We start from the raw sequence: 22,155 nt of genomic DNA on the forward strand, positions 1-22,155 counted from the left end.
TTTGTATGGCTAAAAAGAAGAAAATTACGAGAGATGACATTTTTACCATTTACATGGATTATGTCATCAAAAATGAAGAGAAACCATCTGATATTAATGACTTTTGCATAGAAACAAAAATCAAAGAAGATGATTTTTTAGCGCATTTTACTTCCTTAAAAAAAGTAGAAAAAGCAATCTACAAAGAACTCTTTTTAAATTCATTAGAAGTGCTTCATGAAAGTGAAGAATTTTCAACTTTTGATACAAAAAACAAATTAATCAGTCTGTATTTTACTTTTTTTGAAAATCTAACGCTTAATAGAGAATTTGTGTTAGTTTCATTGAAAGGCTGTAAAAATCAAGTGCAATCTTTCAGTATTTTATCAAGCTTACAAAAAAGTTTCATCCTTTTTATTGACGAATTACAAATTTCAGAAAGCATATTGCCTATTGAAGGTTTAGAAAAATTTCAACAAAAATTAATTAGTCAATCATTGTGGTTTCAACTGTTTTTTACCATAAAATTTTGGTTGGATGACACCTCAGAATCTTTTGAAAAAACAGACATTTTTATCGAAAAATCAATCAACACCAGCTTCGAACTTTTGGAAAACAAATTTCTAAAAAATGCCTTTGACCTTGGGAAGTTTATTTATAAAGAATCTTTTCAAAAAAACGCCCAATAAGAAATGAAAAAAGCCAGTAGTATTCCAATTTCAAAAATCCAACGTGCATCAAAGTTGGTAAAAACAGGTGCAAAAGTTGGGGTAAATTACCTCAAATATTATGGAGAAAAAATGGTGAATTCTGAAGAAGATGCCCGTGAAAATCTCAATAAAAACAATGCTGAAGACATTTATGACAGCCTTAAAGACATGAAAGGTAGTCCACTAAAAGTGGCGCAAATGCTCAGCATGGAAAAAAGTATTTTACCAAGAGCGTATGTAGAAAAATTTTCATTAGCGCAGTTTTCTGTACCTCCACTTTCTGAAGCGTTGGTTTTAAAAACTTTCAAAAAAAGTTTCGGAAAATTTCCATCAGAAACTTTTGATAAATTTGATACAAAAGCCTACAATGCTGCAAGTATTGGTCAAGTTCACAAAGCCGAAAAAAATGGTAAAAAATTAGCTGTAAAAATTCAATATCCAGGCGTTTCTGAAAGTATAAAATCAGATTTGGCATTGCTAAAACCTTTTGTGATTAGAATGTTCAACATGAAAGGAAAAACTTCTGATGAATACTTTTTTGAAGTCCAAGATAAATTGTTGGAAGAAACAGATTATGTCTTAGAAGTTGCACAAGGAAAAGCTGTTGTTGAAGCTTGTAAAAACATTCCAAACCTTTTATTTCCAAATTATTACGAAGAATTATCATCCAAACAAATCATTACAATGGATTGGATGAATGGCATTCATTTGTCCGAATTTACAAACACAAATACCAATCAAGATGTTGCCAATAAATTAGGGCAAGCTTTGTGGGATTTTTATATGTTTCAAATACATAATCTAAAAAAAGTACATGCAGATCCTCATCCTGGAAACTTTTTAGTGTCTGAAAAAGGAGAATTAATTGCCTTAGATTTTGGTTGTATGAAAACCATTCCTCTAGATTTTTACAATCCGTATTTTGAATTGGCAAAAGCAGAAACCCTTTTAGATAAGACACTTTTTGAAGAAAAAATGTTCGAATTAGAAATTCTGAGAAAAGATGATAGTAAAGAGGAATTAGAGTTTTTTAGCGAAATGTTTCATGAAATGTTAGGTATTTTTTCGAAACCATTTCACGTGGAAACATTTGATTTTTCGGATGAAACTTTCTTTGGAAAAATTGCTGAATTTGGCGAACGTTATTCAAAAAATACGGAATTGCGTTCCTACAATGCTAGTAGAGGTTCCAAACATTTTATTTACATGAATCGCACGTTTTTTGGATTGTATAATTTAATGTTTGATTTAAAAGCAAAAGACATTCGCATCAATAATTTCATCAATTTGTAAAATCTCATTACTTTAGTACTTTATTTACAAAAAAAGGGAATCAATTATGTTAGTTTTAGGAATTGCTGGAGGAACAGGAAGTGGAAAAACCACTGTTGTAAATCAAATCATTAAACATTTTCCTTCGGATGAAGTTTGCGTAATTTCTCAAGATTCTTATTACAGAGCAACAGACAATTTGTCTTACGAAGAACGCACAAAAATCAATTTTGATCATCCTAGAGCCATCGATTTTGAGTTGTTAGTGCAACATTTAAAAGAGTTGAAACAAGGAAAAATTATTGAACAACCTGTGTACTCTTTTGTAACGCATAACAGAACGATTGATACCATTCAAACACATCCAAGAAAAGTGGTCATTGTTGAAGGAATCTTGATTTTTAACAATGAAGAATTGCGGAATTTATTTGACATCAAAATATTTGTACACGCAGATACAGATGAACGTTTAATTCGCAGAATTCGTAGAGATATTACAGAAAGAGGCAGAGATATTGACGAAGTCTTAAATCGTTATCAAGACACCTTAAAGCCTATGCATCAGCAGTTTATAGAGCCAACTAAGAATTTTGCAGACATCATTATTCCAAATGATAAATTCAATACAGTAGCTGTAGATATTGTTCGAACTGTAATTAACGAGCGTTTGTAAAATGGGTTTTTTAAACAACATAAAAGGCAATAGATTTTATAAATTCTTTACAAATATTTTTGTAATGATTTTGATTCCTTTCATCATTTGGATGCTTTTCTTTGATGAAAATTCGTATTTAGTTCATAGGAAATTTGACAAAGAAATTGAAGAATTAGAGAGTTCTATTACGTTCTACAAAAACAAAATTGAAGAAGACAAAAGCACGATAAAAAAGTTGCAAGATTCACTAGAATTAGAACGATTTGCGAGAGAACAATATTTGATGAAAAAAGAAAATGAAGAAATTTATTTGATTGAATTTGATACCATTCCAAAAAAATGAGCACTTTTTTATTTAACGAATTTTCACCTGTTTCAGCAGCAGCTTGGAAACAAAAAATTCAGGCGGATTTAAAAGGCGCTGATTATAACGAAACCTTACTTTGGAAAACTGACGAAGGCATTACAGTAAAACCCTTTTACACCAAAGAAGACAGAACAAACCTCAACATTCTACTTCCTAAAAAAGGATTTGAAATTTGCCAAAAAGTTTTTATCGACAGTGAAAAAACAGCCAATTTCTTAGCAAAAGATGCTTTGCAAAGAGGTGCTTCAGCCATTCATTTCAAAGCAACTAAAAAATTTGACTATCAAAAAGTATTGCAACATATTGATATAAAATCAGTAAACATCTATTTTCAGTTTTCATTTTTAGATGACGATTTTCAAATTGAACTCTACAATTTTTGTAATTCAAAAAACACTTTTTTTCAAAATGATATCATTGGGAATTTAGCTGAAACTGGCAATTGGTTTGTTAATTTAAAAGAGGATCACAAAAAACTCGAAAATATTGCAAACGATTGCAAAAATTCAATTTCAGTTTCCTTGGATTTGTATCAAAATGCTGGGGCAACTATTTCCCAACAATTGGGATATACCTTAGCACATACCAATGAATATCTAATTCATTTTGGAAAAGAAATTGCTGAAAATATCCATTTTTCGTTTGCAGTTGGAAGCAATTATTTCTTTGAAATTGCAAAAATCAGAGCTTTCCGAATTTTGTGGGAAACCTTATTAAATGAATACGAAATCACAAATTGTGAAGCGCATATTTTTACACAGCCAAGTTTGCGAAATAAAACTATTTACGATTATAATGTAAATATGTTACGAACAACTTCTGAGAGTATGAGTGCAATTTTAGGAGGTTCAAACACCATTTCTAATGTTTCTTATGATGCTATTTTTCATAAATCAAATGAATTTGGAGAACGAATTTCAAGAAATCAATTACTCATTTTACAGCAAGAAAGCTATTTAAAAGAAGCCCAAAATTTTGCTGACGGGAGTTATTATATTGAGTCCATAACAGCACAATTAGCTGAAAAAGCATTATTGATTTTCAAGCAAATTGAAAAAGGTGGTGGATTTTTACAACAGTTGAAAGAAGGCATCATTCAGAAAAAAATCAAAGAAAGCGCAAAGAAAGAAGAAGCCGAATTTTTAGCAAAAAAAGTTGTTTTAGTTGGAACCAATTTTCAGCAAAATAACAAGGATTTTATGAAAAATGACTTGGAAATTTATCCGTTTGCAAAACAACGAAATATCAAAACTTTGCTAACGCCAATCCAAAGAAAACGAATTTCAGAAACCATTGAAAAAGAAAGACTTGACAATGAGTAGAAAAGACTTTTCAAATATTAAATTATTGAGTACTAACAAAAACTCCACTCCTTCAAGGATTTTGGGTGAAACTTATCTTCATGAAGATTTTGCAGCCGGAATTGCGCCAAATTTAAGAGGTCCTTATCCAACAATGTATGTCCAAAAACCTTGGACAATCAGGCAATATGCAGGCTTTTCAACTGCCGAAGAAAGCAACGCTTTTTACAGAAGAAATTTAGCAGCAGGTCAAAAAGGTTTGTCAGTTGCTTTTGATTTAGCAACGCACAGAGGTTATGATTCTGATCACGAACGTGTGCAAGGTGATGTAGGAAAAGCTGGTGTTGCCATTGATTCTGTTGAAGATATGAAAGTACTTTTTGATCAAATTCCATTGGATAAAATGTCGGTTTCAATGACCATGAATGGCGCAGTTTTACCCATTTTAGCATTTTATATTGTGGCTGCTGAAGAACAAGGAGTTACAATGAATCAACTTTCAGGAACGATTCAAAATGATATTTTGAAAGAGTTTATGGTACGAAATACGTACATCTATCCTCCTTCTCCATCTATGAAAATTATCTCGGATATTTTTGAATTCACAAGTAAAAATATGCCAAAATTCAATTCGATTTCCATTTCTGGCTATCACATGCAAGAAGCAGGTGCAACTCCAGAAATTGAGTTGGCTTACACTTTGGCAGATGGTTTAGAATACATCAGAAAAGGAATTGAAGCAGGCATGGATATTGATACTTTTGCACCAAGATTGTCTTTTTTCTGGGGAATAGGCATGGATCATTTCAAAGAAATTGCCAAATTAAGAGCGGCAAGAATGTTATGGGCGAAAATCGTAAAACAATTCCAACCAAAAGACGAAAAATCGTTGGCTTTGCGAACTCATTCTCAAACAAGTGGCTGGAGTTTAACGGAACAAGATCCGTTTAACAATGTTGCTAGAACCACTGTTGAAGCCATGGCTGCTGTTTTTGGAGGAACACAAAGTTTGCATACAAATGCTTTGGATGAAGCCATTGCTTTACCTACAGATTTCTCTGCAAGAATTGCTAGAAACACCCAAATTTATTTACAACAAGAAACCCAAATCACCAAAACTGTTGATCCTTGGGCTGGCAGTTATCATTTGGAAAAATTAACTGCTGAAATTGCCGAAAATGCCTGGAAACTTATCAATGAAGTTGAAAAATTAGGAGGCATGACCAAAGCCATTGAAAAAGGAATTCCGAAAATGCGCATTGAGGAAGCTGCTGCTATCAAACAAGCAAAAATTGATAGTGGCAATGAAGTCATTGTGGGTGTTAATAAATTCCGATTGAAAGAAGAAGATCCAATTCATACTTTAGAAGTGAATAATGAAGCCGTTCGCAAATCACAAATTGAACGACTTCAAAAATTAAAATCCGAAAGAAATTCGGATGTAGTGCAAAAATCTTTAGTCGCTTTAACTAATGCTGCAAAAAATCAATCAGAAAATTTACTAGCTTTGGCAGTAAAAGCAGCAAAAAACAGAGCCACTTTAGGCGAAATTTCTGATGCTTTAGAAGTTGTTTTTGGCAGACATAAAGCCGCTCATAAAACCATATCTGGCGTGTATAGTAAAGAAATAAAAGACGATTCCTTATATAAAAAAGCAGCAACATTAGCAGATAAGTTTGCCGAATTAGAAGGAAGACGTCCACGAATTATGATTGCAAAACTTGGGCAAGATGGCCATGACAGAGGTGCAAAAGTAGTTGCAACTGGCTATGCAGACTTGGGTTTTGATGTAGATATTGGTCCGCTTTTTCAAACGCCACAAGAAGCTACGAAACAAGCTGTAGAAAACGATGTACACATTTTAGGTATATCTTCTTTGGCTGCTGGTCATAAAACACTAGTACCACAGGTTATTGAGGAGCTAAAAAAATACGGTCGCGAAGACATCATGGTCATTGTTGGAGGCGTTATTCCTGCGCAAGATTATCAGTTTTTGTTTGATGCAGGTGCTGTTGGTGTTTTTGGTCCTGGCACAAAAATCGCACAAGCTGCCATTGATTTATTGACTATTTTAATTGATAGTGTTTCAGAATAAAAAATCATTTACAATTTATATTTAATGAAAAAGATTTTCCTTTTTACCAGTTTTATAATTTTCAGTCTTCAAACCATAAAAGCTCAAGACGAAACTTTTACATTAACTGTTGAAGTTTTCGGACTTAAAAAAAATACAGGAAAAGTTTTTTTAGCTGTTTTCGATAACGAAGGAACATTTTTAAAAACAGACAAAGAAGTAAAAGGAATGAGTGTTATTATTGTAAATAACAAAGCCATAGCACAATTCAAAGGATTAAAAAAAGGCGATTATGCCCTTTCATTGTTTCATGATAAAAATAACAACAATAAGTTGGACACTAATTTTATAGGAATTCCGAAAGAACCCTATGCTTTTTCAAATAATGCCACTGGTTTTATGGGACCACCAAGTTTTAAAGATTCAAAAATTAGTTTGAACGCTGATAAAACTATTGCTATAAAACTTAATTAACATAAATTCGACTTTACTTTTTCTGTATCCTAGTGATCATTCTTTTTTAATTATTCTTTGAGAAACTTTGTGCTTCCTTTGTGTGGCTTTGTGTTATGGCTATTACACAAAATTCACAAAGAAGACACAAAAAACACTAAGTTGTCTAGAATACAAATGTATTTTAATGATATTCAATGACTTATAAATCGAACTCTCATTAATTAATATTTTGAAAATCAAAAAGATAGCTGTATAGCTTTTAATTTTCACTCAAAATCTTTTGAATCAAGTTTTGTTTGGCTTCCTCATCATTTCCAAAAAGCCATTGCAATACATTGTCTTCCCAAATTTGCTCCTTCTCTACTTCAGTAATAATATTTTTCTGAATGGCTAAATCTAAAATTTTTCCAGGATAAGAAGATTGTGCATCACTTTCCATTTCACCTAAAGGATATGGATCATCTAAACCCATCAAAACTTGTTTGGTTCCTTGCCTTTTAAACATCAAATGCAATGAATCTGTATCGTGAACTAAGGTATCAAAGAAAATATTAGGATGGCCAACAGCTTTTCTTGGATGATGTTTACCAACAAATAAATCAGGTCTGCCATCAAAACCTTGAATGCGTCTTCCTAAGTTCATTTGCGCCAATTGTCCTCCATGAGCAAAGCAAGTTCGAATATTTGGATAGCGTTCTTGCATGCCATTTAAGGTGTAAAAATGATAGGCATCTCCACATTGTGCCAACATCCAAATGAGGTGAAAACGCCAATTGGAATTTTCTAATTTGATCATTTTATCTCCATCATAAGGATGGATTTCAATGGCTAATTTATAATGGTTAGCCAACTCAAAAATTCGGTCATTTTCTTCATCAAAAATACTCCTCCATTGACCAATTGAATCCATAAAATGTGTAGGTAAACATAAAACTTTCAATTGTAATTCTTCTACACAACGTTTCATTTCATCTAAAGCTCCATATATAAATCCAGGATGTACTACAAAACCACACGTAAATTTATCAGGATGATTTTTTTGCACTTTCGCATTGAAATCATTTTGAAAACGCAAGGCTTTTTTCATTTCTTCCAAACGCAAACCATTGCCATATAATTGAGATAAATTCAATACAACAGCGTGATCAATTTTATTGCGCTCCATCCATTTTAGTTTTTCATCTAAGAAAAAACTAGAATCTGTTACTGGACGTTTCCATCCTTTTTGAAACATGTGTTTGCGTTCATCATCTACCCAAAAAATTTCTTTTTCTTTCATAAACTGAGGTATTTCCTCAGGATAAGGCAATAAATGCGAATGACCGTTAATTCTTAATTTGCGAGACATTTTTTAAGCTTTTTGAGGTGGTTGCATGATAGTTCCACATTTTGTACAAGTGCATTTTTGAACATCTGAATAATACTTATCAAATATTTTTGGCATATCAGTTTCTATATTTGCTAAGGCAAAAGATTCTCTGTACAGCTGATTACCACAGTTTTCACAATACCATTCCAAAGCATCTAACATTTCTTTTGTGCGAGGATATTCAATGACCAAACCAACAGTATTTGCTTTTCTTTGAGGTGAATGTGGCACTTTTGCAGGCAATAAATAAATATCTCCTTCATTGATTTCAACATCAATCATTTTTCCAGATTCATCAATAATTTTAAGAATCATATTCCCTTCTAATTGATAGAAAAACTCAGGAGTTTCATTATAATGATAATCTTTTCGATTATTTGGACCACCAACAACCATGACAATATATTCGCCATTTTCCCACACTTGTTTGTTTCCAACAGGAGGTTTTAACAAATGACGATGTTCATCAATCCATTTTTTAAAATTTAAAGGCTGTACTAAATTCATATCTAAAGCCCATCCTAGCCTTCCCAAAGGGAAGGAACTCCAAACTGGGTAAATTTGGAATTTTTGGTTTATACTAAATTTTATTTTTTTATAATGTAACTATTATTCGCTATCAATTCCCTTCCCTTTGGGAAGGGTTAGGGATGGGCTACAAACTTTTTGTTCTTCCTCCATCAACAGGAACATTAATTCCATTGATATAACTTGATTTTTCACTTGCTAAAAAAACAATTGCATTAGCAGTTTCTTCTGGCTTCGCAAAACGTTTTGCTGGTGTATAATGTTTCATTATTTCAGCCATTTCATCAAAAGTTTTGTTTTCTTTGGTAGCTTTTACTTTGATAATTTCGTTCAAACGTTCTGTTTCTGTAAAACCAGGTAAAACATTATTTACGGTAATTCCGAATGCAGCAACTTCATCTGCCAAAGTTTTGCTCCAATTTCCAACTGCACCTCTAATGGTATTGCTCACTCCCAAACCAGGAATTGGTTCTTTTACTGAGGTAGAAATTACATTGACAATTCTACCAAAACATTGTGTTTTCATAAACGGAATTGTAGCTTGCGACAACACATGATTGCATTTTAAATGCATGGTAAATGTGTCTTCAAATTGAGCTAAAGTTGCATCTAAAAGAGTACCACTTCTTGGGCCACCAGTATTGTTAATGACAATGTGAAACCCATGATTTTTAGCAATGAAATTTTGTACAAGTTCTTTTAATTCAGTAGGATTTGAAAAATCTGCTACCAAATAAGAATGTTTTTCAGGATTTGGCAAACTTGCCAAAACTGACTTTAATTTTTCTTCATTTCTTGCCAACAGAGTAACGTTTACACCTTCTTCTGCTAAAAGAATTGCTGTTGCTTTTCCTATTCCAGCTGTACTTCCGCAAACGAGTGCGTTTTTATTTTGAATTCCTAAGTTCATTTGCCCATCCCCAACCCTTCCCAAAGGGAAGGGAGTTTATTAAGTGTTAATAATTATTTTTATTATTCGCTCCAATATTTCCCTACTTTGGAGGGATTAAAGGAGGCTTTTTATGCAAACATTTTTTGCTTCCGTAAAAAAGCGTAATGCTTCAAAACCACCTTCACGTCCAATTCCAGAATCTTTGATTCCACCAAAAGGAGTTCTTAAATCACGTAACATCCATGTATTTACCCAAACAATTCCGGTTTGTAATTCTTGTGAAAAATGCATCGTTCTTTTTAAATTGTTTGTCCAAACTGTTGCAGATAAACCATATTTTGTTTCGTTGGCTAAAGATAATGCTTCTTCATCAGTTTTGAAAGATAGGATAGTAACAACAGGCCCAAAGATTTCTTCTTGATTCAACTTGCATTGATTATCCGTAATTTCTATGATAGTTGGTTGTAGAAAATAGCCATTTTCACAACCTTTAATGATTATATTTCTCCCACCAAACAAAATTTTTCCTGCTTCATTTTCTGCAATATCAATGTATTTTTTTACTTTTTCTAAATGTTCTTTAGAGACTAATGCGCCAATATCTGAAGTTTCATCAGCTGGATTTCCTATTTTTAGTTGAGAAACTTTTTCGATAAAATCAATTTTGAATTTTTCATAAATTGATTCTTCTACCAAAATGCGACTTCCACATAAACAAATCTGACCTTGATTTGAAAATGACGAACGCACAGTAGTTGCTAACATTTGGTCATAATCGCAATCTGCAAAAATGATATTGGGATTTTTCCCTCCTAATTCTAAAGACAATTTTTTAAACATTGGTGCTGCAATTTTTGCAATTTGTGCACCTGTTTTTGTGCCTCCTGTGAAAGATATTGCTTTTATTTTTGGATGTTGCACAATTGCTTGACCTGTTGTATTTCCTAAACCATGAACGATATTCAAAACTCCTTTTGGCAAACCTGCTTCATTGCAAATTTCACCTAACAAATAAGCTGTCATTGGCGTAATTTCACTTGGTTTAGCAATGACACAATTTCCTGCAGCAATTGCTGGAGCAATTTTCCAAGTAAAAAGATACAAAGGTAAATTCCAAGGCGAAATGCAACCTACAATTCCTATTGGTTGTCTTAATGTAAAATTGATGGCATTTAATCCAACAGATTCATGACTTTCTGATGAAAACTGCGTAATTGCATTTGCAAAAAACTGAAAGTTTGCTGCAGCTCTTGGAATATCAACTTGTTTAGCTAAACTTATTGGTTTGCCATTGTCTTTGCTTTCTGCTGCTGCTAAAAAGTCGATTTTTTCTACAATTAAATTGGCAATTTTTGATAAGATTTTACTGCGTTCATCCAACGTTGTTTTTGACCATTTTAGAAAAGCTAGTGTAGCAGATTCCACTGCTTTTTCTACATCATTTGCATCAGAATTTGGAATTTGTCCATAAATTTCACCAGTTGCAGGATTGTAATTATCCAACCAATTGTTAGCAATCGGATTTACAAATTCGCCATTGATGTAGTTTTGGATGGTCATCATTTTACTCTTTAGCTTCATTCTTTTTATAAGCAGTCACTTTAATTTCAACCACCAAATCAGGATGAGGTAATTGATGCACAGCAACAGTGGTTCTTGCAGGTCCAGTTTCTCTATTAAAAAACTCAACATACGCTTTGTTATAATCAGCAAAATCATTCATATTTACTAAGAATGATGTTACATCTACTGCATCTTTTAAGCTAGCTCCAATAGCTTTTAAATTATTGTCAATATTTTGTAAAACTTCTTTGGTTTGAATGTAAGCATCCAATTTTTTAGTGCCCATTTCATCGATAATATGAACTCCTGCAATCGAATTATCCGATTTTCTTGAACTAGTTCCTGATACAAAAATAAAATCGCCAACAACTTTTACATGTGGATAAGCGCCTCTTGGTGTAACTTTTTTTTCTTCCATTTTTTATATTTTTAATCCTGCAACAGAATCTTTTGCAAGAATTTCGTTTGTTTGATCAATAACAAGTTCTAAAATTGTTTTTAATTCTTCTTTTGTCATGTTTTCATGAGTTTGCACAGTATCATCAGCAATCAAATTTAGCAAGGCTTTGTCTTGAGCTCTGCCTTTTTTCATAGCTTCTTCATAACCAATATGTTCATTGAAAGTTACCAAAGAATATTTCGAAAAATACTGATTTGGAAAATGCTTTTCTAAGTCCATTTCTATTTTTCGTTTTTCTTTAAATAACGGATTTGCCACATGATCACGCATTTCATAAAAGTTGTCAATCGCCAAATCTGCTATAGCATCTGTATCTTTTTTTCTTGCTTTTTGATAGGCTTTAAAAACCGAATTCCAATCTTCAAAACCTTGATTCAAAATTTCATCCAATACGAAAACATCCTCAAAAGAAGCATTCATTCCTTGTCCATAAAACGGAACAATTGCATGCGCTGCATCACCTAACAAAAGGGTATTTTTATAACACCAAGGTGCACATTTTACAGTTCCTAAAGGACCTGTTGGATTGTTCAAAAACTCCTCTTTGATATTGGGAATCAATGCCAAAGCATCAGGAAATTCTTGTTCAAAAAATTTTGTAATAGTTTCTTCGGATGTTAAATTATTGAAATTAAATTCACCCTCATCATAACTTAAAAAAAGTGTCACTGTAAAACTTCCATCCATATTTGGTAAGGCAATCAACATAAAATCGCCTCTTGGCCAAATGTGCAAATACTCTTTGCTTATTTGATGATTTCGGTTTTTATCTCCAGGAATTTCCAATTCTTTATATCCATGATTTAAGTAATTTTGCGAATAACTAAACAAAAATTTTCGTTCAGAAATATAACTTTTACGCAACACTGAACCTGCTCCATCAGTTCCAAAAATCACATCAAAAGTAACTGAAAATTCTTCATTGGTTTCTTCATCAATAAAAAAAGCAATGTTATTTTCGATATCCACTTTTTTACATTTTTGATTGAAATGAATGGTAACATTTTTGTGCTTTTCAGCTTCGTTTAACAATAATGCATTCAAATCTCCTCTAGAAATGGAGTTGATAAATTCACCTTCTCTGCCAGAATAATTGGATGCAAACGTATTTCCAAGTGCATCATGCATTAATCTTCCTTTCATGGGAATGCAAATTTTTCTTGCTTTTTCTTCTACTCCACATAAACGCAAGGCTTTCAAACCTCTGTCAGACAAAGCTAAATTGATGGAACGTCCTGCTGAAATAGCTACTTTTCGTAAATCGGGTCTGCTTTCATAAACTGCTACTTTATAGCCTCTTTGTGCGAGTCTTAAAGCCAGTAAACTTCCACATAAACCAGCACCAATAATCAATACACTTTCGTTTTTATTGTTCATTAATAAGATTTTTTAAAACTGAAACCATTTGAAATACATCCTCAAAACTATTGTACATTGGCACAGGCGCACAACGAATTACATCTGGTTCACGCCAATCTGTAATGATATTATTCGCTGATAATTTTTTGTGTAAACTTTTGTCTGCATTTTTGACTTGAATAGACAATTGACAACCCCTTTCTGATGGATTTTTTGGCGTAATAATTTTGATTTTATCAGAATCTAATTGATGAATTAAAAACTCGAAAAAACCTGTTAGTTTTTCTGATTTTGCTCTCAAAGCATCCATTCCTATTTTATCAAAAATATCCAAAGAAGCCTTGATGGCTGCCATTGATAAAATTGGCGGATTTGACAATTGCCAACCTTCTGCACCTTCCATTACATCAAAAGGCATTCGCATGTTGAAACGTGTTTTTTTATTGTGATTCCACCATCCTGCAAAACGTGGTAAATCGTTATTTTTTGCGTATTTTTCGTGGACAAAAATTCCACCCAAACTTCCTGGTCCTGAATTCAAATATTTATAAGTACACCAAGCTGCAAAATCGATATTAGAATCGTGTAAATTGGGTTGAATATTTCCAGCTCCGTGCGCTAAATCAATGCCAACTTTGCAATTTTTTGAATGTCCAATTGCAGCAATTTTTTTCAAATCTAAGAATTGTCCTGTGTAATAATTCAGGCCTCCAATCAACAACAGAGCAATTTCATCTCCTTGATTTTGAATGATTTGCTCTAAATCTTCCAAGTTCAACAAGGTTTCTCCTTTTCTAGATTTCCATTCTACTAAACTTTCTTTTGGATCAAAACCATGAAATTTCAATTGCGATTCTACAGCATATCTATCAGATGGAAAAGCATCACTTTCTATCAGAATTTTATATTTGTTTTTTGTGGGTTGGTAAAATGAAACCATCAGCAAGTGCAAATTCACAGTAAGTGTATTTGCAATGGTAACTTCAATGGGTTTTGCACCTACAATTTTTGCCATTTTTATCGACAAATCTTCATGATAATTCAGCCAAGGATTTTTTGCTTCAAAATGACCTTCTACTCCTAAATTTGCCCAATCATCCAATTCTTGTTGCAGATATTTTTGAGTCATTTTTGGCTGTAAACCCAATGAATTCCCAGTAAAATAAATCCATTCTTTTCCTCCCGAATTTTCGGGAGCATCTCTAGGAATGTGGAATTCATCTCTCAAAAAAGCCAAAGAATCTTCTTGGTCTAACTGTTTGGCAAATGCCAAAGAATTTTGATATTGCATGAAATTAATTGATATTCATCAAATATAAAACAATCCTTTTGAGATTTCAATTTTTTAAGGTTTGATTTTTTGTAAATTCGCTAAAAATTACTTCGGATGAAATTTTTAAATATTATAGCATTTTTTAGTGTTTTGATTCTTTTTTCATGTAAAAATGACACTGTAAATCTTTCAGAATTATCTGAAATTTCCAATGAAATCAAAAAAGAAATGGCTCCTGACAGCCGTGTTGAATTGTTTGATATTGCTTTTGAAAATAATGATAAAATGATTGTTTTATCAGGAAAAACAACATCGAAAATGGCATTGCAAATGCTATTAGACAGCCTTCAAAAACGAAATATTTCCATTGAAAATAAGGTGCGCGTTTTGCCTGATACTGCTGTTGGAAATCAACAATTTGCTGTAGCAAAAAACTCAGTCATCAATATTCGTTCAGAGGCAAAACATTCAGCTGAATTAGGAACACAAGCTTTGCTAGGAATGCCTTTAAAAGTATTGGATAGAGAGGGCGATTTTTATCAAATTCAAACTCCAGATAAGTATATTTCTTGGGTTGATAAAGGTGGAATTGTTCGAATGACAAAAACCGAATTTGACGCTTGGAACGCCTCAAAAAAAGTGATTTTTACAGAAATTTTTGGATTTGTTTACAAAGAAAAATCAACTGAAAAAGGCATTGTCTCTGATATTTCTTTGGGCGGAATTTTACAATATTTGGATGAAGATACTAATTTTTATCAAGTAAAAATGCCTGATAATACTGTTGGATATTTGAAAAAAAGTGAAGCAAATTTGTATGAAAATTGGTTGCAATCCGTAATTCCTTCAGAAGAAAATATTGAGATTTTTGCAAAAAAAATGGAAGGTTTCCCATATTTGTGGGGAGGAACTTCTGCCAAAGGAATGGATTGCAGTGGTTTCACAAAAATGGTGTATTTGATGAACGGTTTTATCATTCCAAGAGATGCTTCACAACAAATCAATGCAGGAAAAATTGTTGATAAAAATCTCAATTTTGCTGATTTACAAAAAGGCGATTTGCTCTTTTTTGGTAAAAAAGCTACTGAAAATTCCAAACAAAAAGTAACTCATGTTGGCATTTGGTTGGGAAATGATAAACAAGAATTTATTCATGCTTCTGGAAATGTACACATTAGTTCTATGGATTCAACTCAACCTCATTTTGATGAGCTAAATAAAAATAGATATTTAGGTAGCAAACGTTATTTGGGCGAAAAAGATGCACAAATTGTTGATTTAAAGACCACAATTAACTTAAAAGAGTAAAATTTCATCTTTAATTAACATCAAAAAAGATACCTATCCATTTATTATCCATACTTTTGCGCGCTATTTCAATAAAAATACATGAAGCGAATTAAAGAATACAAAAAATTATTCAACATTGAAGGTCAAATTGATTTAAAAGAGTTGAAAACTACTTACAGAAATTTAGTAAAAGAATATCATCCAGATAAATTTTTGGACGAAACAGCGAAACAAGAAGCTGAAGAAATTAGTACAAAAATTATTGATGGATACCACTTTTTGGTGAGCATTGCACCTGAAACAAAAGTGGCAAATTTAGAGGAATACAAAATTACAACTTCTGAATGTCAAGTGGTTGATTGGCGCCATAAAAGTATGTTGCTGGAAGTTACTTTTTCTGATGGAAATACTTATGAATATTTTGGTGTGAGTAAAATTCTTTTTGGAAAATTTATCAATGCAAAATCGATGAACAACTTTGGAAGAAGAAATATTTTCAATTCGTTTTTATATAGAAAAATTAAAAAAGCAGCAGTAACTGTATAATAATATATCTCAAAAAAAATCCTTTGAAAATTTCAAAGGATTTTTTTATTCATTTTAATACAACACTCTAAACTTAATTGTGCCCTCAACATTTCGTAGTTTTTCAATTACTTCTTTGTTGTATTCTTTGTCTAAATCTGTAATTACATAACCCACTTTTGGATCTGTTGACAAATATTGACCATTAATATTTAAGTCGTATTTTGCTAAAATCTTATTGATTTTTGCCATTACTCCAGGAACATTTTTGTGAATATGTAAAAAACGATGCACATTTACTTGTCTTGGCAAACGAATATTGGGGAAATTTACAGCATCAACTGTATTCCCAGAATTGATGTAAGCCATAATTTTATTCGGAACAAAATCTGCGATATCTTTTTGCGCCTCTTCTGTACTTCCACCAACATGAGGTGTTAAAATCACATTGGGTAAACCTTGTAATTCTGTATAAAATTCACCATTCTTTGCAGGTTCTGATGGATACACATCTACTGCAGCACCCGCTAATTTTCCACTTTTTAAAGCAGCAACCAACGCTTCAATATCCACCACAAATCCACGAGCTAAATTGATGAAATGAGCACCATCTTTCATTTGTGCAAATTCATTTTCACCAAAGAAATTTCTATTGGCAGGATTGTCATCAACATGCAAAGTAACTACATCTGAAACTGCTAACAATTCGTTTAAAGAATACATTTTGGTAGCATTTCCAAGAGATAATTTATCTTCAATGTCATAATAACAAACATCCATTCCAAGTGCTTCAGCCAAAATTGACAATTGCTTTCCTATGTTTCCATAACCAACAATTCCTAATTTTTTACCACGAACTTCTTTTGAGCCATCAGCAGTTTTGTTCCATTTTCCGTTATGAATTTCAGTACTTCTTTGAAAAGTAGAACGCATCAACATGATAATTTCACCAATTGCCAATTCAACCACAGAACGTGTGTTACTATAAGGCGCATTGAAAACCACTACTCCATGTTCTTTACAAGCCTCTAAATCAATCTGTTTGGTACCAATGCAAAATGCACTTACTACCATTAATTTTTCAGCAGCTTCAATTACTTTACGAGTTACATCTGTTTTAGAGCGAATTCCTAAAACGTGAACATCTTTGATTTTTTCAATCAATTCTTCTTCAGACAAACTTTTTGAGATTGATTCTACTGAAAATCCGTCTGTTGATAATTTTTTAAATGCATCAGGATGAACATTTTCTAATAGTAAAATTTTAATCCTGTTTTTTGGGTATGAAATATTTCTTGGCAACTTGTTGATGTATAAAAATTCGTCAAAATTCGGAGCAATATGATCTGCTTTCTCCGTTGTTTTTTTTCTAGAAACGTTTTCTGTGTAAGCAAAAAACTTGTCTGCAACTCCAGCTTCGCGCGTTACATAATCACTGTAACCATCACCTATCACTTGGATTTCGCCTTCTAAATGCATGTTTCGCAAACATTCAATTTTTCCATTATGATGCGAAAGTACGTTTTTTGCGTCAAAACCAATAATTTCTCCAGATTCACCAAATTCAAAAGTATTGGCAAAAACACGGTGAGAAGGAATGTTATATTCTGCAACAATTGGATCAATAAACTCTTTAAATCCACAAGAAATTACATAAATATCATCTTTAAACTCTTGAAAAAATTCTTTGTTTCTTTCAATGGATGATGAAACTTGTTTTCTGAGTTGTTTGATCAATTCGCTCAAATCAGCTTTATTGGCATTTAATAATGCAATTCTTCGTCTTAAAGATTCTGTGAAAGAGATTTCACCATCTATACCAAGATTTGTGATATCAATGATTTGTTGAATTATTTCATCCTTCTTGGGATTATTTTTCAACGTAATTTCTGCTAAAACATCCAAAGCTTCTACACGAGTTAACGTGCTGTCAAAGTCAAAAACGTAATTTCTTTTGGTGGTTATCATGCGTAAAAAAGCGCTTCAATTCAAGATGTAAATCTACAAATATCAATCAGATTGATAAAAGATTGATGCAGTTTTATCATATCAATTTTATTTGTGCTTTTATGCATAAAAGTTGATAAAAATAGAACTTTTAATCCCTAAAAATTATGAAATCCTAAAAGAAGTAGCCACCAAAATATGGGTAAACTTTCCACCCAAAATGAACTATAATATGTTGATTGATTCACTTTGGCTCGCATCAAGAAAATTATAACTAAAAAAAAGAAAATCATAAAGGTATTTTTAGTCTCGAAATTGGTATTTAAAGCATAAGAAATCAATAAAGCAATGAGTATCAAAATTAAACCCAATCTTTTGGTTTGAGGTATGCCAATTTTTCTAGGGATGGTTTGTAATGAAATCGCATCAAATTGTAAATCCCTGATTTCAAAAGGTAAAATCAGTACAATTACAATTAAAAATCGTTGAATAAACAGTAAAAAAGCTTGATACGAAATAGCATTTGTTTTATGAAAATAAGGAACTAAAACTGTAAAACCTGCCCAAACCAAGGCAACAATAATGATTTTTAAATATCCAATATTTCGTAAGTTTTTTTCAAATCCACCAAAAAAAGGCACAGCATATAAAAATGTCAACATTGCAAATGGAAAACTGATATACAAAGTGTTTAATGGAAGTAAAAATGCATAGTAACACATTGCAACGAAACAAAAAAGGGAAAAAATTTGAATGATTTTTAAGTCACTTGTCAAACTTCTGTGATGCAATTTGGCAACTCCTGCATATTTCACAAAATTATAACCTGTGATGGTTCCAAAAAAAATAAAATAGTCAAGATTTTTTTGATACGAAAAATCAAAATAAAATTCCGTAATTCTCAAAAATGCATACACAGCAAAAGCTACATGAATGCTAGCATTGAGATAAAAATTAGTAATTTTTTTTAGTACATCCATTTCACAAAAATAGTGTTTCTGTTGATAACCTTAAAAAACGGTTGATAATAATTTAATTTTGGGTAAATTCTAACAAAAAATAACGTTATAAAATCCGTACTTTTGTGTCGCAAAAATTAATAATATTTTTTGTGGATTTAGAACTTACTAAATCGTTTGAAATATAGACACTTTAACCTAAATTAATGAATACAAATTCGTTTCAACTAAGACATATTGGTCCCAGTAAAAAGGAACAAGAAATCATGTTATCAGCTATTAAAGTTGATAGTTTAGAGCAGCTAATCAATGAAACTGTTCCAGATAATATTCGTTTAAAAAATGATTTAGATTTAGATCCTGCCATGAGCGAGTATGAATATTTAGCTCATATCAAAGAACTTTCTGAAAAAAACAAAGTTTTTAAAAGTTACATTGGTTTAGGCTATCATGAAGCAATTGTGCCAAGTGTTATTCAAAGAAATATATTAGAAAACCCAGGATGGTATACTGCTTATACGCCTTATCAAGCAGAAATTGCACAAGGAAGATTGGAAGCTTTGTTGAATTATCAAACTATGATTTGTGATTTGACAGGTATGGAATTGGCAAATGCTTCTTTGTTAGATGAAGGAACTGCAGCTGCTGAAGCAATGGCTTTGTTGTTTGATGTAAGAGAACGTGATAAAAAGAAAATTGAAGCATCAAAATTCTTTGTTTCTGAAGAAATTTTACCACAAACGTTGTCTGTTTTATTAACACGTTCAGCACCAATTGGCATTGAATTAGTAGTTGGAAATCATGAAAATTTTGATTTTTCTGATGATTTTTTTGGAGCTATTTTACAATATCCAGGAAAACATGGTCAAATTTTTGACTACACAGATTTTGTAGCAAAAGCAAATGCTAATAACATTAAAGTAGCAGTTGCTGCTGATATTTTATCGTTGGTAAAATTAAAAGCTCCTGCAGAATTTGGAGTTGATGTTGTTGTTGGAACTTCGCAAAGATTCGGAATTCCATTAGGTTATGGAGGACCACATGCAGCATTTTTTGCTACCAAAGAAGCTTATAAAAGAAGTATTCCAGGAAGAATTATTGGAGTTACAAAAGATAGAGATGGAAATCGTGCGTTGAGAATGGCATTGCAAACGCGTGAGCAACACATTAAACGCGAAAAAGCAACTTCAAATATTTGTACAGCGCAAGTTTTATTGGCTGTAATGGCTGGAATGTATGCTGTTTTTCATGGAAAAGAAGGCATTCAATACATTGCTGATGCTGTTCATAATAAAACAAAATTACTTGCTGATTATTTAGAAAAATCAGGATTTAAACAATTAAACACTTCTTATTTTGATACTTTATTAGTAGAAATTGATTGTTTAAAAATAAGACCAATTGCAGAATCGCATAAAGTAAACTTCAATTACATTAATGAAAATTTACTGTCAATTTCTATTAATGAAGCAACTACTCAACAAGATTTAATGACCTTGTTTACCATCTTTGGTCAATTAAAAAAACAACCTAATACTGCTGAAGCTGAAGGAAAAGGAGATTTTCATCAAATCTTAACGCAAGAATCTTTCTCTGCAAATTTTGAAGTTATTTCAGAAAATTTAAAAAGAAACACCCCATTTTTAGAAAATGCTGTTTTCAATACGTATCATTCAGAAACAGATATGATGCGTTATATCAAAAAATTAGAACGTAAAGATTTAGCTTTGAATCATTCTATGATTTCATTAGGATCTTGTACTATGAAATTGAATGCAGCTTCAGAAATGTTGCCTTTAAGCAATCCACAATGGGGAAATATTCATCCATTTGTGCCATTAAATCAAGCGGAAGGATATCAAATTGTGTTGAAAAAATTAGAACATCAATTAAATATCATCACAGGTTTTGCAGGAACTTCTTTGCAGCCAAATTCAGGTGCACAAGGAGAATTTGCTGGTTTGATGACCATCAGAGCTTATCACCAAGCAAACGGAAATGAACACAGAGATATTTGTATCATTCCTGCATCTGCTCATGGAACAAATCCTGCTTCAGCTGTTATGGCTGGAATGAAAGTTGTGGTTACAAAAACCGATGAAAAAGGAAATATTGATGTAGAAGATTTGCGTGCAAAAGCTATTGAACATTCTGCAAACTTAGCAGCTTTGATGGTTACATATCCATCAACACATGGAGTTTTCGAAAGTGCTATTCAAGAAATTACGCAAATTATTCATGATCATGGAGGACAAGTGTATATGGATGGTGCTAACATGAATGCGCAAGTTGGATTGACAAATCCGGCAACAATTGGTGCAGATGTGTGTCACTTAAATCTACATAAAACGTTTGCAATTCCACATGGAGGTGGAGGTCCAGGAGTAGGTCCAATTTGTGTTGCTCCTCAATTAGTACCATTTTTACCTACAAATCCGATGATTGCAACTGGAGGAGAACAAGCCATAACAGCAATTTCTGCTGCACCTTGGGGTTCTGCTTTGGTATGTTTAATTTCTTACGGATATATTAAAATGCTTGGATTTAGCGGAATTACTAATGCTACAAAAAATGCCATTTTAAATGCAAATTACATCAAAGTTCGTTTGCAAGGACATTATGACACCTTATATACTGGTGAAAAAGGACGTGCTGCTCACGAAATGATTATTGATTGTAGAGATTTTAAACAAAACGGAATTGAAGTGGTTGACATCGCAAAACGTTTGATGGATTATGGTTTTCACGCGCCAACAGTTTCTTTCCCTGTAGCAGGAACAATGATGATTGAACCAACAGAATCTGAAAGTTTATCAGAATTAGATCGTTTTTGTGATGCGATGATTTCCATCAGAAAAGAGATTGATGCTGCAAACAAAGAGGATGAAAACAATCCGTTAAAAAATGCGCCACACACTCAATCTATGCTAACTTCAGATGAATGGAATTTACCCTATTCTAGAAAACAAGCTGCTTTTCCCTTAGATTATATTGCTGAAAATAAGTTTTGGCCAACTGTAAGAAGAGTTGATGATGCTTATGGAGACAGAAATTTAATTTGCTCATGCAATCCAATTGAAGATTATGTTTAATATTTTAAAACTATAATAAACAAAAACCACTTTTTTCAAAAAGTGGTTTTTTTATACATAAAAAAAACCTCAACAAAATTGTTG

General features: G+C 32.2%; 19 protein-coding genes. 10 read left to right on the top strand and 9 right to left on the bottom strand.

What is annotated here, in order from left to right:
* The first annotated feature begins 5 nt into the window (after nucleotides 1–5).
* From WHA43_RS05210 to WHA43_RS05240, 7 genes are all read left to right on the top strand, one after another.
* The gene (locus WHA43_RS05210; protein ID WP_105046053.1) at nucleotides 6–668 is read left to right on the top strand and encodes a TetR family transcriptional regulator C-terminal domain-containing protein; all 663 of its coding nucleotides are present in this window, start codon (nucleotides 6–8) and stop codon (nucleotides 666–668) included.
* Nucleotides 669–671: 3 nt separating this feature from the next.
* Nucleotides 672–1,982 (top strand): ABC1 kinase family protein, encoded by a 1,311-nt coding sequence (locus tag WHA43_RS05215; RefSeq protein ID WP_105046054.1) that lies wholly within the window; start codon nucleotides 672–674, stop codon nucleotides 1,980–1,982.
* A gap of 46 nt (nucleotides 1,983–2,028) precedes the next feature.
* Nucleotides 2,029–2,634, top strand: a complete 606-nt coding sequence (gene udk / locus WHA43_RS05220) for a uridine kinase (RefSeq protein ID WP_105046055.1) — start codon at nucleotides 2,029–2,031, stop codon at nucleotides 2,632–2,634.
* 64 nt (nucleotides 2,635–2,698) lie between these two features.
* Nucleotides 2,699–2,959: an FtsB family cell division protein gene (locus WHA43_RS05225; RefSeq protein ID WP_226742847.1), complete on the top strand. Its 261-nt coding sequence runs from the start codon at nucleotides 2,699–2,701 to the stop codon at nucleotides 2,957–2,959.
* Entirely contained in the window at nucleotides 2,956–4,305 is a 1,350-nt protein-coding gene (locus WHA43_RS05230; protein WP_105046057.1) for a methylmalonyl-CoA mutase subunit beta, read from the top strand. The genes WHA43_RS05225 and WHA43_RS05230 overlap by 4 nt, the downstream gene beginning before the upstream one ends.
* Nucleotides 4,298–6,379 carry a methylmalonyl-CoA mutase gene (gene scpA / locus WHA43_RS05235; RefSeq protein WP_105046058.1) on the top strand — a complete coding sequence of 694 codons (2,082 nt, stop codon included), beginning with the start codon at nucleotides 4,298–4,300 and terminating at the stop codon, nucleotides 6,377–6,379. The genes WHA43_RS05230 and scpA overlap by 8 nt, the downstream gene beginning before the upstream one ends.
* A gap of 24 nt (nucleotides 6,380–6,403) precedes the next feature.
* Nucleotides 6,404–6,832: a DUF2141 domain-containing protein gene (locus tag WHA43_RS05240; RefSeq protein WP_105046059.1), complete on the top strand. Its 429-nt coding sequence runs from the start codon at nucleotides 6,404–6,406 to the stop codon at nucleotides 6,830–6,832.
* Nucleotides 6,833–7,073: 241 nt separating this feature from the next.
* On the opposite strand, the gene WHA43_RS05245 is transcribed toward WHA43_RS05240, so the two are convergent.
* The 7 genes from WHA43_RS05245 to kynU all read right to left on the bottom strand — a co-directional run bounded on the left by WHA43_RS05245 (nucleotide 7,074) and on the right by kynU (nucleotide 14,276).
* Nucleotides 7,074–8,162: an amidohydrolase family protein gene (locus tag WHA43_RS05245; RefSeq protein ID WP_105046060.1), complete on the bottom strand. Its 1,089-nt coding sequence runs from the start codon at nucleotides 8,160–8,162 to the stop codon at nucleotides 7,074–7,076.
* Between the two features lie 3 nt (nucleotides 8,163–8,165).
* Entirely contained in the window at nucleotides 8,166–8,690 is a 525-nt protein-coding gene (locus WHA43_RS05250; protein ID WP_105046061.1) for a 3-hydroxyanthranilate 3,4-dioxygenase, read from the bottom strand.
* Nucleotides 8,691–8,838: 148 nt separating this feature from the next.
* Nucleotides 8,839–9,621: an SDR family oxidoreductase gene (locus WHA43_RS05255; RefSeq protein ID WP_105046062.1), complete on the bottom strand. Its 783-nt coding sequence runs from the start codon at nucleotides 9,619–9,621 to the stop codon at nucleotides 8,839–8,841.
* Nucleotides 9,622–9,717: 96 nt separating this feature from the next.
* Nucleotides 9,718–11,163, bottom strand: a complete 1,446-nt coding sequence (locus tag WHA43_RS05260; RefSeq protein ID WP_105047298.1) for an aldehyde dehydrogenase — start codon at nucleotides 11,161–11,163, stop codon at nucleotides 9,718–9,720.
* Nucleotides 11,164–11,167: 4 nt separating this feature from the next.
* Nucleotides 11,168–11,584, bottom strand: a complete 417-nt coding sequence (locus WHA43_RS05265) for a RidA family protein (RefSeq protein WP_105046063.1) — start codon at nucleotides 11,582–11,584, stop codon at nucleotides 11,168–11,170.
* 3 nt (nucleotides 11,585–11,587) lie between these two features.
* Nucleotides 11,588–13,003 carry an FAD-dependent oxidoreductase gene (locus tag WHA43_RS05270; RefSeq protein ID WP_105046064.1) on the bottom strand — a complete coding sequence of 472 codons (1,416 nt, stop codon included), beginning with the start codon at nucleotides 13,001–13,003 and terminating at the stop codon, nucleotides 11,588–11,590.
* Nucleotides 12,993–14,276, bottom strand: a complete 1,284-nt coding sequence (gene kynU / locus WHA43_RS05275) for a kynureninase (RefSeq protein ID WP_105046065.1) — start codon at nucleotides 14,274–14,276, stop codon at nucleotides 12,993–12,995. The genes WHA43_RS05270 and kynU overlap by 11 nt, the downstream gene beginning before the upstream one ends.
* A 96-nt stretch (nucleotides 14,277–14,372) precedes the next feature.
* Between kynU and WHA43_RS05280 the strand changes: the two genes are divergently transcribed.
* Complete coding sequence (locus WHA43_RS05280) at nucleotides 14,373–15,566, top strand: C40 family peptidase (protein ID WP_105046066.1); 1,194 nt, start codon at nucleotides 14,373–14,375, stop codon at nucleotides 15,564–15,566.
* An 81-nt stretch (nucleotides 15,567–15,647) separates the two neighbouring features.
* Nucleotides 15,648–16,094 (top strand): KTSC domain-containing protein, encoded by a 447-nt coding sequence (locus WHA43_RS05285; protein ID WP_105046067.1) that lies wholly within the window; start codon nucleotides 15,648–15,650, stop codon nucleotides 16,092–16,094.
* A gap of 54 nt (nucleotides 16,095–16,148) precedes the next feature.
* Here the strand turns inward: WHA43_RS05285 and serA are convergent, their stop codons facing one another.
* Nucleotides 16,149–18,041 carry a phosphoglycerate dehydrogenase gene (serA, locus tag WHA43_RS05290; RefSeq protein WP_105046068.1) on the bottom strand — a complete coding sequence of 631 codons (1,893 nt, stop codon included), beginning with the start codon at nucleotides 18,039–18,041 and terminating at the stop codon, nucleotides 16,149–16,151.
* A gap of 137 nt (nucleotides 18,042–18,178) precedes the next feature.
* Nucleotides 18,179–19,000 (bottom strand): hypothetical protein, encoded by an 822-nt coding sequence (locus tag WHA43_RS05295; protein WP_105046069.1) that lies wholly within the window; start codon nucleotides 18,998–19,000, stop codon nucleotides 18,179–18,181.
* Between the two features lie 185 nt (nucleotides 19,001–19,185).
* On the opposite strand from WHA43_RS05295, the gene gcvP reads away from it, so the two are divergent.
* Nucleotides 19,186–22,071, top strand: coding sequence for an aminomethyl-transferring glycine dehydrogenase (gcvP, locus tag WHA43_RS05300; protein WP_105046070.1), 2,886 nt, complete (start codon nucleotides 19,186–19,188; stop codon nucleotides 22,069–22,071).
* Nucleotides 22,072–22,155 lie beyond the last annotated feature (84 nt).

It is taken from the genome of Polaribacter gangjinensis, assembly GCF_038024125.1.
GTDB classification, from domain to species: Bacteria; Bacteroidota; Bacteroidia; order Flavobacteriales; family Flavobacteriaceae; genus Polaribacter; species Polaribacter gangjinensis.